Source organism: Streptomyces sp. SP18BB07, assembly GCF_036322545.1.
Classification (GTDB): domain Bacteria; phylum Actinomycetota; class Actinomycetes; order Streptomycetales; family Streptomycetaceae; genus Streptomyces; species Streptomyces deccanensis.
This window is the reverse complement of record NZ_JAQYWT010000349.1, coordinates 81,826-97,135: the sequence shown is the minus strand read 5'-3', so window position 1 is coordinate 97,135 and position 15,310 is coordinate 81,826. Positions and strand designations below refer to the sequence as shown.

At 69.1% G+C, this 15,310-nt stretch carries 15 protein-coding genes; 14 read left to right on the top strand and 1 reads right to left on the bottom strand.

The features are described 5' to 3' along the window. The first annotated feature begins 16 nt into the window (after positions 1–16). From PUR53_RS34665 to prcA, 3 genes are all read left to right on the top strand, one after another. Positions 17–625, top strand: coding sequence for an endonuclease VII domain-containing protein (locus PUR53_RS34665; RefSeq protein WP_329910849.1), 609 nt, complete (start codon positions 17–19; stop codon positions 623–625). Further along, positions 577–1,422, top strand: a complete 846-nt coding sequence (gene prcB, locus PUR53_RS34660) for a proteasome subunit beta (RefSeq protein ID WP_045557093.1) — start codon at positions 577–579, stop codon at positions 1,420–1,422. The genes PUR53_RS34665 and prcB overlap by 49 nt, the downstream gene beginning before the upstream one ends. Before the next feature lie 70 nt (positions 1,423–1,492). Next, positions 1,493–2,239, top strand: a complete 747-nt coding sequence (prcA, locus tag PUR53_RS34655) for a proteasome subunit alpha (protein ID WP_329897673.1) — start codon at positions 1,493–1,495, stop codon at positions 2,237–2,239. Positions 2,240–2,402: 163 nt separating this feature from the next. Here the strand turns inward: prcA and PUR53_RS34650 are convergent, their stop codons facing one another. Beyond that, the gene (locus tag PUR53_RS34650; RefSeq protein WP_329897674.1) at positions 2,403–3,422 is read right to left on the bottom strand and encodes a LacI family DNA-binding transcriptional regulator; all 1,020 of its coding nucleotides are present in this window, start codon (positions 3,420–3,422) and stop codon (positions 2,403–2,405) included. Between the two features lie 107 nt (positions 3,423–3,529). On the opposite strand from PUR53_RS34650, the gene PUR53_RS34645 reads away from it, so the two are divergent. From PUR53_RS34645 to PUR53_RS34595, 11 genes are all read left to right on the top strand, one after another. Further along, positions 3,530–4,789 (top strand): MFS transporter, encoded by a 1,260-nt coding sequence (locus PUR53_RS34645; protein ID WP_329910848.1) that lies wholly within the window; start codon positions 3,530–3,532, stop codon positions 4,787–4,789. 9 nt (positions 4,790–4,798) lie between these two features. After that, positions 4,799–6,160 carry a Pup--protein ligase gene (gene pafA / locus PUR53_RS34640; RefSeq protein ID WP_033531667.1) on the top strand — a complete coding sequence of 454 codons (1,362 nt, stop codon included), beginning with the start codon at positions 4,799–4,801 and terminating at the stop codon, positions 6,158–6,160. A gap of 131 nt (positions 6,161–6,291) precedes the next feature. Continuing rightward, complete coding sequence (locus PUR53_RS34635) at positions 6,292–7,287, top strand: FKBP-type peptidyl-prolyl cis-trans isomerase (RefSeq protein WP_329910847.1); 996 nt, start codon at positions 6,292–6,294, stop codon at positions 7,285–7,287. Positions 7,288–7,347: 60 nt separating this feature from the next. Continuing rightward, complete coding sequence (locus PUR53_RS34630; RefSeq protein WP_033531669.1) at positions 7,348–7,719, top strand: FKBP-type peptidyl-prolyl cis-trans isomerase; 372 nt, start codon at positions 7,348–7,350, stop codon at positions 7,717–7,719. 150 nt (positions 7,720–7,869) lie between these two features. Then, positions 7,870–8,823, top strand: coding sequence for a helix-turn-helix transcriptional regulator (locus tag PUR53_RS34625; RefSeq protein ID WP_184896134.1), 954 nt, complete (start codon positions 7,870–7,872; stop codon positions 8,821–8,823). A 15-nt stretch (positions 8,824–8,838) separates the two neighbouring features. Then, a complete protein-coding gene (locus tag PUR53_RS34620) occupies positions 8,839–9,840 on the top strand; it encodes a helix-turn-helix transcriptional regulator (protein ID WP_329897677.1) in 1,002 nt (333 codons plus the stop codon). A 174-nt stretch (positions 9,841–10,014) separates the two neighbouring features. Continuing rightward, the gene (locus PUR53_RS34615) at positions 10,015–10,275 is read left to right on the top strand and encodes a hypothetical protein (protein WP_037702271.1); all 261 of its coding nucleotides are present in this window, start codon (positions 10,015–10,017) and stop codon (positions 10,273–10,275) included. 23 nt (positions 10,276–10,298) lie between these two features. Further along, positions 10,299–10,493 carry a hypothetical protein gene (locus tag PUR53_RS34610; RefSeq protein WP_239752947.1) on the top strand — a complete coding sequence of 65 codons (195 nt, stop codon included), beginning with the start codon at positions 10,299–10,301 and terminating at the stop codon, positions 10,491–10,493. 258 nt (positions 10,494–10,751) lie between these two features. After that, positions 10,752–11,039 carry a Sec-independent protein translocase subunit TatA gene (tatA, locus tag PUR53_RS34605; protein ID WP_329897678.1) on the top strand — a complete coding sequence of 96 codons (288 nt, stop codon included), beginning with the start codon at positions 10,752–10,754 and terminating at the stop codon, positions 11,037–11,039. A 50-nt stretch (positions 11,040–11,089) separates the two neighbouring features. After that, entirely contained in the window at positions 11,090–12,058 is a 969-nt protein-coding gene (gene tatC / locus PUR53_RS34600) for a twin-arginine translocase subunit TatC (RefSeq protein WP_329897679.1), read from the top strand. 123 nt (positions 12,059–12,181) lie between these two features. Next, positions 12,182–15,031 (top strand): DEAD/DEAH box helicase, encoded by a 2,850-nt coding sequence (locus PUR53_RS34595; RefSeq protein WP_329910846.1) that lies wholly within the window; start codon positions 12,182–12,184, stop codon positions 15,029–15,031. The last annotated feature ends 279 nt before the right edge of the window (positions 15,032–15,310 follow it).

The following is a 15,310-nucleotide window of genomic DNA, read 5'->3' as shown; positions in this document are numbered from 1 at the left end:
CTTTGATTTAAAGGCGATGGGGGCGTACGGGTTGGCAAGTGAAGAGGGTGTGAAGTGTTGCTCGCGGTGCAAGGAGTACAAGCCGCGGGCAGCCTTCGCCAGTAACAAGTCGGCCCGTGGCGGGCTGCAGGCTTACTGCCGGGAGTGCTGGGCGGAGTACCACCAGGCGCGGCAGTTGGCCAAGGGCAAGAATGTGCGACCGCGTGTGGAGACGCCTGAAGGGCACAAGTTCTGTCGTTGCTGTGGCCAGGTCAAGCCGCACAGTGAGTGGCATCGAAACGCAACGGCCTCCGACGGCCTCTCGACAAGCTGCAAGGCCTGCCGTGCGGTCAAGGGCGGCGCGGGGCATCTGAAGCGCAACTACGGCCTCACCGAAACCGAACGTGACGAGATGGTCGCATCCCAGATGGGGCTCTGCGTGATCTGTTTGAAAGCCCCGGCCGTTCATGTGGATCACTGCCACAAGACGGGTAAGGTCCGAGGCGTACTGTGCTTCAACTGTAATTCGGCCATCGGCAAGTTGGGAGACGATCCCGACGCTGTTCGTCGGGCTGCCGCCTACCTGGAAGGAACTCCGTGGAAGCCAACACTCGTAGCACCGGGCGTCTACCAGCTGCCTTCCTGACGCCTGGGTCGTCGTCCTTCATGGACTTCCTGTCGGACCACCAGCCGGAGCTGCTGCCCGGCAAGCGGCAGCTGCCGCCGACTCAGGGCGTCATCGAAGCTCCGCACGGCACGACGATCGTGGCCGTGACGTTCCCCGGCGGTGTCGTGCTCGCCGGTGACCGCCGGGCCACGATGGGGAACATGATCGCCCAGCGGGACATCGAGAAGGTGTTCCCGGCCGACGAGTACTCGGCCGTCGGGATCGCCGGCACGGCCGGTCTGGCCGTGGAGATGGTGAAGCTGTTCCAGCTGGAGCTGGAGCACTTCGAGAAGGTCGAGGGCGCGCAGCTCTCGCTGGAGGGCAAGGCGAACCGGCTCTCCACCATGATCCGTTCCAACCTGGGCATGGCCATGCAGGGCCTGGCCGTCGTCCCGCTCTTCGCCGGTTACGACGTGGACCGGGAGAAGGGCCGCATCTTCTCGTACGACGTGACGGGCGGCCGTTCCGAGGAGAGCGGCTACGCCGCGACCGGCTCCGGCTCGATCTTCGCGCGCGGCGCCATGAAGAAGCTGTTCCGCGCCGACCTCTCCGAGGACGAGGCCACGACCCTGGTGATCCAGGCCCTCTACGACGCGGCAGACGACGACTCGGCGACCGGTGGTCCCGATGTCGCCCGCCGGATCTACCCCATCGTCACCGTGATCACCGAGGACGGCTTCCGCCGGCTCACCGACGAGGAGTCCTCCGAGATCGCCCGTTCGATCCTGGAACGCCGTCTGGAGCAGCCGGACGGTCCCCGGGCCGCGCTGCTCTAGCCGGTCCGGCCCGCGACGGCTCTCTTATCAAGGTGATCCAGTGACTTCGACAGAAAGGGACGGATAACCGGTGTCGACGCCGTTCTATGTCTCACCCCAGCAGGCGATGGCGGACCGGGCGGAGTACGCCCGCAAGGGCATCGCCCGTGGCCGCAGCCTGGTCGTGCTGCAGTATGCCGACGGCATCGTGTTCGTCGGCGAGAACCCGTCCCGCGCGCTGCACAAGTTCAGCGAGATCTACGACCGGATCGGCTTCGCGGCCGCCGGCAAGTACAACGAGTACGAGAACCTCCGGATCGGTGGTGTGCGCTACGCCGACCTGCGGGGTTACACCTACGACCGTGACGACGTGACCGCCCGTGGTCTCGCCAACGTGTACGCCCAGACGCTGGGCACGATCTTCTCCTCGGCGGCCGAGAAGCCGTACGAGGTGGAGCTGGTCGTGGCCGAGGTGGGGGAGACCCCCGAGGGTGACCAGATCTATCGGCTGCCGCACGACGGTTCGATCGTGGACGAGCACGGTTCGGTCGCGGTCGGTGGCAACGCCGAGCAGATCAGCAGTTATCTGGACCAGCGGCACCAGGACGGCATGTCCCTGGCGGAGGCGCTGAAGCTCGCCGTCCAGGCCCTGTCGCGCGACACCAACGGCACGCAGCGGGAGATCCCCGCCGAGCGTCTGGAGGTGGCGGTTCTGGACCGTACGCGTCCGCAGCAGCGCAAGTTCAAGCGGATCGTCGGCCGTCAGCTCGACCGTCTGCTGGAGGCGGGCGGTGCCTCCACGGAGGCCGAGAGTTCCGAGGAAGAGGAAGACGAGTAGCCGTCACGGCTGCACGAGCCCGCCCGTAGCGCGCCCCGGCCGGCACAGGCCGGGGCGCGCGGCGTTCGGTGCCTGTGGCGGATGCGCCCACGACAGCGCGCCGCGAAGGGGTGCGGGGAACTGCGCGACCAGCCACTCACGGATCGGTGGACGGGCGCGGTGCTCAGCCCCCTGCCGGTGCCGTGGAGCCCCGTACCACCAGATCCACCGGGATGTCCCCACCCGCCGGCGTACGCCCCTCCAGGACGGCCAGCAGGGCCTCCATCCCGCGTTCGCCGAACAGTTCCGCGTCCAGCCGTACGGTGGTCAGCTCCGGGTCGAGCGCCGTGGCGAGGGCCAGATCGTCGAGGCCGGTCACGGACACGTCCTCGGGGATCCGCAGCCCCAACCGCCGTGCGGCCTTGTAGACCCCGGCGGCCAGCTTGTCGTCGTCACACACCACGGCGGTGGGACGCCCCTCGCCGCCGACGTCGCTCAGGGCCGCCTCCGCCGCGGCCAGCGCCCCCTCGATGGAGATCGGCGCGGCGGCTGTCCGCAGGGACGCGCCCGGCACCGAGCCCACGCGTGCCGCCAGTTCCCGTGCGCGGACGTGGAAGGTCCAGGAGGGGATGTCGGCGGCGAGGTGCAGGAAGTGGCGGTGGCCCAGGGCGAGGAGGTGCTCGGTGACCTGGCGGATCCCGTCGCGGATGTCCAGGTTGACGGTCGCGGCGCCGAGGCTGCCGTCGGGGTCGCTGTCCAGCATGACGAGGGGCAGTTGGTCGCCGCGGATGGCGGTGAGGGCGTCCGCGGCCATCGAGGAGGCGATCACGCCGTCGAGGGCGGCCTGGGCGGAGGCGAAGGGGTCGCGGGCGGGGCCGACGCCCTCGGGGGAGGGGTAGAGGACCACGCCGAAGCCGTGGCGGGCGGCGACGCGGGCGGCACCCGTGTAGACGCCGGCGAAGAACTCGGTGGTCAGGGCGGGGACGACCAGCAGGACGGTGCGGGTGCGGCCGAGGCGGAGGTTGCGGGCGGCGAGGTTGGGGCGGTAGCCGAGTTCGCGGGCGGCCTGCCGTACGCGTTCCGCTGTGGTCTCGGAGACACGGCCGCGCCATTTGTCGCCGAGGACGAGGGAGACGGCGGCCTGGGAGACGCCGGCGGCCTGGGCGACGTCACGGCTCGTGGGCCGTGTACTACCTCGTGCCACCGTCGGCCTGCTCCCTCGTCTGGACTCGTGGTCAGGGCACATGGTACGTATGACGAGAGACGTTATACGTAACACGTCGCTCGCGAGAGCCCGTCGAGAGGCAGGACATGGCCGCCGGATATCTCGAGATCCTCAGGACGCGGCACGCGGCGCGGCTGCTCGCCGGAACGCTGGTGGGCCGGCTGCCGAACGCCACCGCCGCCATCGCGATCGTGCTCTTCGTCCGTGCGGAGGGCGGCACCTACAGCCTCGCGGGCGCGCTGGCGGCCGTGTACGGCCTGGCCAACGCGGTCGGTCAGCCGCTGCTGGGGCGGCTGGTGGACCTGTACGGACAGCCACGGGTGCAGTTGCCCGCTGCGGTCGTCTCCGCCCTCGCCATGGTCGTCTTCGCGCTGTCGGCGCTCGATCCGCTTCCGGTGGCGTATCTCGCGATGGCGGTCGCCGGGCTGTGCACGCCGCCGCTGGAGGGCGGGCTGCGGGCCCTGTGGTCCTCGGTGCTCCGCAGGGAGGAGCAGGTGCACACGGCGTACGCGATGGACGCCGTGGCGCAGGAGGTCATGTTCACCGTCGGGCCGTTGCTGGTGACGCTGTGCGTGGCGCTGTGGTCGGCGTCGGCCGCGCTGATCGTGCTCAGCGTGATCGGGGTGCTGGGGGCGCTGTGGGTGGTGGTCTCGCCGCCCTCGAGGGCCTGGCGCTCCGCGCCGCGCGAGGCGCACTGGCTGGGCGCGCTGCGTTCGCCCGGGCTGTTGGTGCTGCTCGGCGCGTTCCTCTTCGTCGGTGTCGCGCTCGGCTCGATCACCGTCGCGGCCGTGTCGTACGCGGACGGCCACGGCGGGGACGCGGTGTACGGCTGGCTGATGGCGGGTGTCGGGCTGGGGGCGCTGGTGGGCGGCACGGCGTACGGCGCGCGGCAGTGGAGCGGTGCGCCGGAGCGGCGCCTGCAGGTGCTGGTGGCGCTCCTCGCGGTGTGTTACGTGCCGCTGACGCTGATGCCGGGCCCGGTGGGGATGACGGGGCTGACGACGCTCGCGGGGGTGTTCCTGGCGCCGGCCATCGCCTGTGTGTTCGTTCTGGTCGACAGGCACGCGCCGCGGGGCACGGTCACGGAGGCGTTCTCGTGGATCGTGACGACGTTCACGGTGGGCCAGTCGGTCGGTACGGCCGTGGCGGGGCCGGTCGTCGAGTGGGGCGGGACGCTGTGGGGGTTCGTCGTGCCGGGTGCCGCGGGGGCCGTGTCGTTGCTGGTTCTGCTGGCCACGGGGCGGGTGCTCGCTGTTCCTTCCGGGGGTGCGGTGGTTGCGGTCTCATCGGAAAATGATCCAAACCGTGCTGCCGAACCCCGTTTCAGCTCGGTGGATCGGGCGTAATGTTCAGTCATGGACCGCCGCATTTTCGGGCTGGAGAACGAGTACGGCGTCACGTGCACGTTCAGGGGACAGCGCCGTCTGTCTCCTGACGAGGTGGCGCGGTACCTCTTCCGCCGTGTCGTGTCATGGGGCCGCAGCAGCAATGTGTTTCTGCGGAACGGAGCCCGCCTCTATCTCGACGTGGGCTCACATCCGGAATACGCGACACCCGAATGTGACAACGTGACCGAACTGGTCACTCACGACAAGGCCGGCGAGCGCATTCTCGAAGGACTGCTGGTCGACGCCGAACGCCGCCTGCACGAGGAGGGAATCGCGGGCGACGTCTACCTCTTCAAGAACAACACGGACTCGGCGGGCAACTCATACGGTTGCCATGAGAACTATCTGGTGGCGCGGCACGGGGAGTTCTCCCGTCTCGCGGACATCCTGATTCCGTTCCTCGTCACCCGTCAGCTGCTGTGCGGCGCGGGCAAGGTGCTGCAGACCCCGCGTGGTGCGGTGTACTGCGTGAGCCAGCGCGCGGAGCACATCTGGGAGGGCGTCAGCTCGGCGACCACCCGCTCCCGGCCGATCATCAACACCCGGGACGAGCCGCACGCGGACGCCGAGCGGTACCGCCGTCTCCACGTCATCGTGGGCGACTCGAACATGTCCGAGACGACCATGCTGCTCAAGGTCGGTGCCACCGACCTGGTGCTGCGCATGATCGAGGCGGGCACGGTCATGCGTGACCTCACCCTGGAGAACCCGATCCGGGCGATCCGCGAGGTCAGCCATGACATCACCGGCCGCCGCAAGGTGCGGCTGGCCAGCGGCCGGGAGGCCTCCGCGCTGGAGGTGCAGCGCGAGTACTACGAGAAGGCCGTGGACTTCGTGGAGCGCCGCGGCATCCGTACGGGCACCGTCGAGCAGGTCCTGGAGCTGTGGGGCCGCACGCTGGACGCGATCGAGGCCGAGGACCTCGACCGGATCGGTACCGAAATCGACTGGGTGATGAAGTACAAGCTCATCGAGCGGTACCGGGCCAAGCACAACATGACCATGTCGCATCCGCGGGTCGCGCAGATAGACCTCGCGTATCACGACATCCACCGCCGTCGTGGCCTCTACTACCTGTTGGAGAGGAAAGGTCAAGCCGCCCGCATCTGCAATGACTTGAAGATCTTCGAGGGCAAGTCGGTTCCGCCGCAGACCACTCGGGCGCGGCTGCGCGGTGACTTCATCCGGCGCGCTCAGGAACAGCGTCGGGATTTCACGGTCGACTGGGTGCATCTGAAGCTCAACGACCAGGCACAGCGGACGGTGTTGTGCAAGGACCCGTTCCGTTCGGTGGACGACCGGGTGGAGAAGCTGATCGCCGGAATGTGAGCCGGATAGTTCCAGGCCTGATTGTCGGAACGCAACGCGGGGCGCCGTACGTTTGCCGTACGGCGCCCTTCTCACGCCGTAGAGTTGCGCGCACGCCATCCGACAAGATCGACCGATACGAGGCCTTCACCGTGCGCCGACGCTCCCTCCTCATCGCTGTTCCCGCTGGACTGGTCACGCTCGCCGCCTGTGGTGAGGGCGAGTCAGACTCGGCCAAGGCCAGCAGCAGCCCCTCCGCGTCGGCGAGCGGCGCGGCGAAGCCGCCGAAGATCGTGGACGGGCCGCTGCCGGCGATCACGGCCGGTGTGAAGTTCGACGAGAAGCCGACCGTCGCGAAGGGCAGTGGTGATCCGTCGAAGGACCTGGCGGTGAAGACGGTGATCGCGGGCAGCGGGAAGACGGTCGTCGAGGGCGACTACATCCAGGCGAACTACCTGGGGCAGATCTGGTCCACGGCGAAGGTCTTCGACAACTCCTACGACCGTAAGACGCCGCTGGTCATCCAGCTCTCCCCGCAGGGCATCATCGACGGCTGGCGGTACGCGCTGACCGGCAAGAAGGCCGGCAGCCGGGTCCAGATGGCCGTGCCGCCGACCTGGGGCTACGGGACCGCCGGGAGGCCCGAGTCGGGGATCAAGGGCACCGACACGCTGGTCTTCGTCGTCGACATCCAGAACACCTTCAACGGCAAGAGCTCCGCCAAGGGCACGAAGGTCGCGCAGGACAACGTGGATCTGCCGAAGGTGGGCACCAACACCGACGGCAAGGCGCCCTCCATCGAGGTGCCGAAGGTCGACCCGCCGAAGAAGCTCGTCGCGAACTACATCCTCGAGGGCGGCGGCCCCGAGGTCGGCGCCGACGACAGCCTGTTGGTGCAGTACAAGGGCGTGCTCTGGGACACCGGCAAGGAGTTCGACTCCTCGTACAGCCGGGAGGCGCTGAGCTCGTTCGGGCTGAACCAGGTCGTCAAGGGCTGGTCGCAGGGCATGACCGGCAAGAAGGTGGGCAGTCGCCTCCTCATCGTCATCCCGCCGGAGCTGGGGTACGGGGACACGCCGCCGAGCGGCAGCGACATCAAGAAGGACTCCGTGATGGTGTTCACCGTGGACATCCTCGCGAAGATGTGAATCCGGGGATGCGAGACTGTCCACGTTGCCTCGTACGTACACAAGCAGGAGCCTGAAGACGTGAGCATTGACAAGCCCGAGATCGACTTTCCCGAGGGCGAGCCGCCGGCGGACCTGGAGATCAAGGACATCTGGGAGGGTGACGGCGAGGTGGCCCAGGCGGGCCAGACCGTCACCGTGCACTACGTGGGTGTGTCCTACTCCACCGGTGAGGAGTTCGACGCCAGCTGGAACCGCGGGACGCCGTTCCGTTTCCCGCTCGGTGGCGGTCGTGTCATCAAGGGCTGGGACCAGGGTGTGCAGGGCATGAAGGTCGGTGGCCGTCGCCAGCTGACCATTCCGGCCCACCTCGCCTACGGGAACCAGAGCCCGACTCCGGCGATCAAGCCCGGTGAGACGCTGATCTTCGTGGTCGACCTTCTCGGGGTCTGATCTGTTGGATGCCTGGTCCGCGGTGATCGTGCCGTGACCGGTCCCGACTGTCTGGGGTCCATGCCTGTTCGGGCATGGGCCCTCGGCTTTTGCCGCGACGCTTCGTAGCGGTACGGTCGTGCCGCGGAAACACCCGGAGGAAGGGCGTCGATGGCCATTGCCAAGGCCGAGCGGTTGATGAACCTGGCGCTGTGTCTGCTGGGGACGCGGCGGCCGCTCAGCAAGCGCGAGCTGCGCGAGTCCATCGAGGCCTATCTGGAAGCCGGCTCCGACGACTCCTTCAACCGCATGTTCGAGCGCGACAAGGACGATCTGCGCGAACTCGGCCTGGTCATCGAGACGGTGGAGAACCTCGACGGCGAGGTCGGCTATCTGGCCCGCCGCGACAGCAACAGCCTGCCGCCGATCACCCTCGACGCCGAGGAGGCCGCCGCGCTCGGGCTCGCCGCGAAGGTCTGGCAGCAGGCCCGGCTCGCCGGGGCCGCCAGCGGCGCCCTGCAGAAGCTGCGCGCCGCCGGGCTGCCCGAGGACGTCGACCCCTACGAGGCCCATGGGGCGCTGGAGCCGCGCATCCCGGTGCACGAGGCCGCGTTCGAGCCGCTGATGCTGGCCTGCCGTGACCGCCGCCCGGTCGTGTTCGAGTACCGCAAGGCGACCGCCGCGCGCCCGGAGCCCCGCCATGTCGAGCCGTGGGCGCTGGAGTGCTGGCGCGGTCACTGGTATCTGGCCGGCTTCGACCGGGACCGGGGTGCCGAGCGGGTGTTCCGGCTCTCCCGGATCACCGGCAAGGTCCGCAGCCGGGGGGCCGCGTTCACCGCCGAGGTCCCCGACGTCGTCACCGTGCGGGAGACGGTCGCGAGCTGGGCGGGGGAGACCGCCGACCGCTCCGCGCTGATCCGGCTGCGCTCCGGCGCCGGCTATCCGCTGCGCGCGAAGGCCTCCCTGGTACGGGAACTCGGGGACGGCTGGGACGAGTTGGAGATTCCGTACGGGCACGGTCTGGATGCCTGGCTGGTCGAGTTCGGGCCCGACGTGGTGGTCCTGGAGCCCGCCGAGTTGCGGGCCGACGTGGTGGACCGGCTGCGTGCCGTGGCCAAAGGTTGAGGGGGACGTAAGAACGTGGTGGGAAAACCGGCCCGGCCGGCGAACGCCATCGACCAGACCCGGCGGATGCTCTCCCTGGTGACGTATCTGCGGGAGCGGCCCGGCGCCCGGATCGAGGACGTCGCCCGTGCCTTCGGGATCACCGAGGACGAGCTGGTCTCGGACCTCGATGTGCTGCCCATGTGCGGGACCAGTTTCCGCGGCGGGGATCTGCTGGACATCGACACCGACGGCGAGCGGATCTGGTGGCACAACCCGGCCGCCCTGGGCGCGGAGGCCGCCGAGCCGCTCAGGCTCGCCGCCGACGAGGCCACCGCCCTGCTGGTGGCGGCCCGCGCGGTCGCCACCCTGCCCGGGCTGCGGGAGAGCGACCGGCAGGCCCTGCTGCGGGCCACCGCCAAGGTCGAGACCGCGGCAGGGGAGGCGGCGGGTGCCAGTTCACGCCTGTCGGTCACCTTCGAGTCCGAGGGCGGGGTCTTCGCGGACGTCGACCGGGCCATCTCGGAGCGTCGGCGGCTGTGGATCCGCTACTACTCGCCCGCCCGGGACGAGGTCACCGAGCGGGAGATCGACCCGATCCGCCTGGTCAGCGTCGGTCACACCTATGTCGAGGCCTGGTGCCGTCGCTCCGAGGCCCGGCGGACGTTCCGGCTGGACCGGGTCGCCGAGATCAAGATCCTCGACGAGCCGTCCGCGCCGCCCGAGATCGAGCTGCGGGACCTGTCGGAGGCGCTGGTGCAGCCGGCCGCCGAGGACCCCGAGGTCGTCGTCGAGGTCGGGCCCGGTGGGCGCTGGGTCGCCGAGTACTACCCGCACGACAGTGCCGAGGAGCTGCCGGACGGGGGGTTGCGCATCAGTCTGCGCACCCCCGACCCCACCTCGCTGCGGCGTCTGGCGCTGCGGCTCGGGCGCGACGGCCGGATCGTCTCACCGCAGGATCTCGCCGACAGTGCCCGCCGGGCGGCCCGCGAGGCGCTGGCGGCCTACGACGAGGCCGACGTGACGACGAAACCGTGACCGGCGAGCGGCGTGACCGGGTGACCTCGGGAGCGCGGGACCGTGACGGTAGGGCGCGACGACTACGTACGACCTAAAAAGGGAGATGCGAGGGCTGTGAGCGGCGGGTCGATTGTGTCGGGTGTGAAGTCCGGCGTGAAGTCCGGGGTGCAGGAGATCCAGGAAATCCGGGAGATGACCGTGGCGGTCGCCTTCGCGGGGATGAAGAAGGCGGTCGACGTGGTGTTCAGGGCCGGCTGCCCCGACTGCCGGGCCAACTTCGAGCTGGGCGCGAGCGCGCTGCGTCTCGCCATCGGCGCCACCAGCAAGACCACCTTCTACTCCTTCACCTGCCCCGAGTGCGGCACCGCCGTCCGCAAGCCGGCCGGCGAGCGGATCGTCGAGCTGTTGACCGGGGGCGGGGTGCGGACCCTCCGGCTGCATTCGGCGGGGTAGGGCCAGGGGGCTAGGGTCGGCTCATGTTCTGGGCGATGTTCGCGGTGGCTGTGGGGTTCGTGGGGCTGGTCGTGCTCGGGGTGCTCGCCGTGCGGGTCTTCGTGGAGGCGCGGCGGCTGGGTGCGCAGGTCACGGAGTCGGCGCGGAGGATCAATCGGGCGGCGGAGGACCTGGAGCGGGCGGCGGCGAGCGCGGCCCGCTCTGTGGACGCTCTGTGAGGCGCGGCGGAGGCCTCTGTGAGTTGGGCGCCGAGTGCGTTTTGCGCCACTTCGCCCTGTCACCTTCTCACCTTCGGCAGGTACGCTGCCTGTCGCGGCACGGATAAAGAGGCCCGGGTCGCGAATCGGGAGTGCGCACAGGGATTGCCTGACGTTCACCCCTGAGCGTTACGATCGCTGCCAGCATGATCGGTCGGACACCTGTCCGACAGGTCGGACAGCCCCCACCCGCCGCCTCGGTGAAGAAGGTAGACAGTTATGGGTAACCTCGGCCCCACCGAGATCATTCTGATCCTCGTCGTCATCATCCTGCTGTTCGGCGCGAAGAAGCTGCCGGACATGGCTCGCTCGCTGGGCAAGTCCGCCCGCATCCTCAAGAGCGAGGCCAAGGCCATGAAGTCCGACGGCCAGGACGACACGACCGCGGCCGCCGCGCCTCCGCACCAGCACGGCGAAGCCCCGGCGCAGCGCACCATCCAGGCCGCCCCCGGCGATGTGACCAGCTCCCGCCCGGTTGCCGAGCCGACGGACACGACCAAGCGCTGACGCAAGGCCGGACAAGGTTTCCGGCCTGCCGCACGAGATGAGGACGTGGGTTGCTCAAGTCTGCCCGCAAGACGGAGAAGGACAAGGATCCCGAGGGGCGGATGCCCCTCGCGGAGCACCTGCGCGAGCTGCGAAACCGCCTTGTCAAGAGCCTGTTGGCCATCGTTGTCACGACGGTCGTCGCGGTGATGTTCTACAAGGACATCATCCAGTTCTTCACGGATCCCATTCTCCAGGCGGTGGGATGCCAGTACAGCTTCGCCGAGTTGGCGAAGGACAGTAGCCAGACCAGTTGCGCACGCATCGTGCAGAACGGCCTGCTGAGCCCGTTCACGCTCGCCCTCACGGTGTCGCTGTCGTCGGGCGTGGTGCTCGCCGCCCCGGTCTGGCTGTATCAGCTCTGGGCGTTCGTCGCCCCGGGCCTGCACCGGAACGAGAAGAAGTACAGCCTCGGCTTCGTGGCGGCGGGCTTCCCGCTGTTCCTCATGGGCTCGTACTTCGCCTACTGGTCGCTGCCCAAGATGGCGTCGGTCATGCTGCAGTTCTCGATCATCGGAAGCGACAACCAGCTTCCCCTCGATGATCTGCTGAACCTGATCATGCGGATGATCGTCGTCTTCGGCCTCTCCTTCGAGCTGCCCCTGCTGCTCGTGATGCTGAACTTCGGCGGCGTCCTCTCCGGCAAGAAGATGTTCGGCTGGTGGCGCGGGATGATCCTGGGGATCACGCTGTTCGCGGCGATCGCCACCCCCAGCACCGACCCCATCTCCATGATGGCGCTGGCGGGCCCCATCTGGATCCTGTACTTCTGCGCCTGCGCCATCGGGCTCGTCAACGACAGGCGCCGGGCCCGCGTCGAGGCGATGAAGCCGGACGACGACGAGGCGTCCGAGCTGGATCTCTCCCCCGAGGACATCGGCGAGGTCGAGACGGTCTCCGCGAGCCGGGCACTCCCGTCACCGACGCCGTCACCGGAGGCCGAGCGCGAGCGGATCAACGGCTACGACGACGTCACCTAGGTTCGCCGGCTTGGAACGCCGACGGGGGCCTACCGCTATCGGTAGGCCCCCGTGCGCATTCTTCCCGGGGCGCGCGGCGTGAGCTGCGCTTTATCCCAGGTTTAACAGGATCCGATCCGGATAATGATCGTCCTGTTGTCAGTGGGGCCCGGTACGCTCGAAAGCACGATGACAGAGGATCTCTCACCGGCCGAGCGGTATGCGGCAGCACGTAGGCGCGCTGTCGAGCAGGCCACCGCGCTCGCCTCCTTCCGCGAGATGTACGACTTCGGTCTCGATCCCTTCCAGATCGAGGCCTGCCAGGCACTGGAGGCGGGCAAGGGCGTCCTGGTGGCCGCCCCCACCGGCTCGGGCAAGACGATCGTCGGCGAGTTCGCCGTCCATCTCGCCCTGGGACAGGGCAAGAAGTGCTTCTACACGACACCCATCAAGGCCCTGTCGAACCAGAAGTACGCGGACCTGTGCCGCCGTTACGGCGCCGACAAGGTCGGTCTGCTCACCGGTGACAACAGCGTCAACTCCGACGCCCCCGTGGTCGTGATGACCACCGAGGTCCTGCGGAACATGCTGTACGCGGGTTCCCAGACCCTCCTCGGCCTCGGGTACGTGGTGATGGACGAGGTGCACTACCTCTCCGACCGCTTCCGGGGCGCGGTGTGGGAAGAGGTGATCATCCACCTTCCCGAGTCGGTCACCCTCGTCTCCCTCTCGGCCACCGTGTCGAACGCGGAGGAGTTCGGCGACTGGCTGGACACCGTGCGCGGCGACACCGACGTGATCGTCTCCGAGCACAGGCCGGTGCCGCTGTTCCAGCACGTGCTCGCCGGACGCCGGATGTACGACCTGTTCGAGGAGGGCGAGGGCAACAAGAAGGCCGTCAACCCGGACCTGACCAGGATGGCGCGGATGGAGGCCAGCCGGCCTTCCTTCCAGGACCGCCGTCGCGGCCGCTCCATGCGCGAGGCCGACCGGGAGCGCGAGCGCAGACAGCGGTCGAGGATCTGGATCCCGAGCCGGCCCGAAGTCATCGAACGGCTCGACTCTGAAGGCCTGTTGCCCGCCATCACCTTCATCTTCAGCCGCGCCGCCTGTGAGGCCGCCGTCCAGCAGTGCCTGTACGCGGGCCTCCGGCTGAACGACGAAGAGTCCCGGCACAAGGTGCGCAGCCTCGTCGAGGAGCGCACTGCCTCCATTCCCCGCGAGGACCTCCATGTCCTCGGCTACTACGAGTGGTTGGAGGGGCTGGAGCGCGGTATCGCGGCCCACCACGCGGGCATGCTGCCGACGTTCAAGGAGGTCGTCGAGGAACTCTTCGTACGCGGCCTGGTCAAGGCCGTGTTCGCCACCGAGACCCTCGCGCTCGGCATCAACATGCCCGCCCGCTCGGTGGTGTTGGAGAAGCTCGTCAAGTGGAACGGCGAGCAGCACGCCGACATCACCCCCGGTGAGTACACCCAGCTGACGGGGCGTGCGGGCCGGCGCGGCATCGACGTCGAGGGCCACGCGGTGGTGCTGTGGCAGCGGGGCATGAACCCCGACCACCTCGCCGGACTCGCGGGCACCCGTACGTATCCGCTGCGCTCCAGCTTCAAGCCGTCGTACAACATGGCGGTCAACCTGGTCGAACAGTTCGGGCGGCACCGCTCGCGGGAGCTGCTGGAGACCTCGTTCGCGCAGTTCCAGGCCGACAAGTCCGTCGTCGGGATCTCCCGGCAGGTGCAGCGCAACGAGGAGGGTCTGGAGGGCTACCAGGAGTCCATGACCTGCCACCTCGGGGACTTCGACGAGTACGCGCGCCTCAGGCGGGAGCTCAAGGACCGCGAGACGGAGCTGGCCAAGCAGGGGGCCGCGCAGCGGCGCGCCGAGGCCGCCGTCGCGTTGGAGAAGCTGAAGCCCGGGGACGTCATCCACGTGCCGACGGGCAAGTACGCCGGGCTCGCGCTGGTGCTGGACCCCGGGCTGCCCGCCGGGCGGTCCAACGGTCACCGGGGGTTCGAGCACCACGACGGGCCGCGCCCGCTGGTGCTGACCGCCGAGCGGCAGGTCAAGCGGCTGGCGTCGATGGACTTCCCCGTGCCGGTGGAAGCGCTGGAGCGGATGCGGATCCCGAAGTCCTTCAACCCGCGTTCGCCGCAGTCGCGCCGGGATCTGGCGTCGGCACTGCGCACCAAGGCCGGGCATCTGGTGCCGGACCGGCACCGCAAGCGGCGGGCCGCCGCCGCGGACGACCGTGAGATCGCCCGGCTGCGCGCCGAGTTGCGGGCGCACCCGTGCCACGGTTGCGACGAGCGGGAGGACCACGCGCGGTGGGCCGAGCGGTACCACCGGCTCAAGCGGGACACCGCGCAGCTGGAGCGGCGTATCGAGGGCCGCACGAACACGATCGCGCGGACCTTCGACCGGATCGTCGCGCTGCTGACCGAGCTGGACTATCTGCGGGGTGACGAGGTCACCGAGCACGGCAAGCGGCTCGCCCGGCTGTACGGCGAGCTGGATCTGCTCGCCAGTGAGTGTCTGCGGGCGGGTGTGTGGGAGGGGCTCGGGCCGGCGGAGCTCGCGGCGTGTGTCTCGGCGCTGGTGTACGAGGCGCGTGTCGGGGACGACGCGATGGCGCCGAAGCTGCCGTCCGGGAACGCGAAGGCCGCGCTCGGGGAGATGGTGCGGATCTGGGGGCGGCTGGACGGGCTGGAGGAGGAGTTCCGGATCACGCAGAGCGAAGGGGTCGGGCAGCGGGAGCCGGATCTCGGTTTCGCCTGGGCCGCGTATATGTGGGCGTCGGGGGCGGGGCTCGACGAGGTGTTGCGGGAGGCGGAGATGCCGGCGGGGGACTTCGTGCGGTGGTGCAAGCAGGTGATCGATGTGCTGGGGCAGATCTCGGCGGCGGCGCCGGCTGGGTCGACGGTGGGGAAGAGTGCGCGTAAGGCGGTGGATGGGGTGCTGCGGGGGGTTGTGGCTTACTCGTCGGTGGGGTGACCGGAGAGTTCGGCTGCGGTGGGGTGGGTTCGCCTGGGGTGGGGGTGGGTTCGCCTGGGGTGGGGGTGGGCTGGGGTTCGTGGGTGGGTGCGGGTGAGTGGGGGTTCTCGCGCAGTTCCCCGCGCCCCTAGATCCGTGGGGGTTCTGGTGTGGTTTCCCGTGCCCCTAGATCCGTGGGGGTTCTGGTGTGGTTTCCCGTGCCCCTAGATCCGTGGGGGTCCTCGCGACGCTCGGACCTGTGGGGTCCTGGCGTAGTTTCCGCTTGGACCTGTGTGGGTT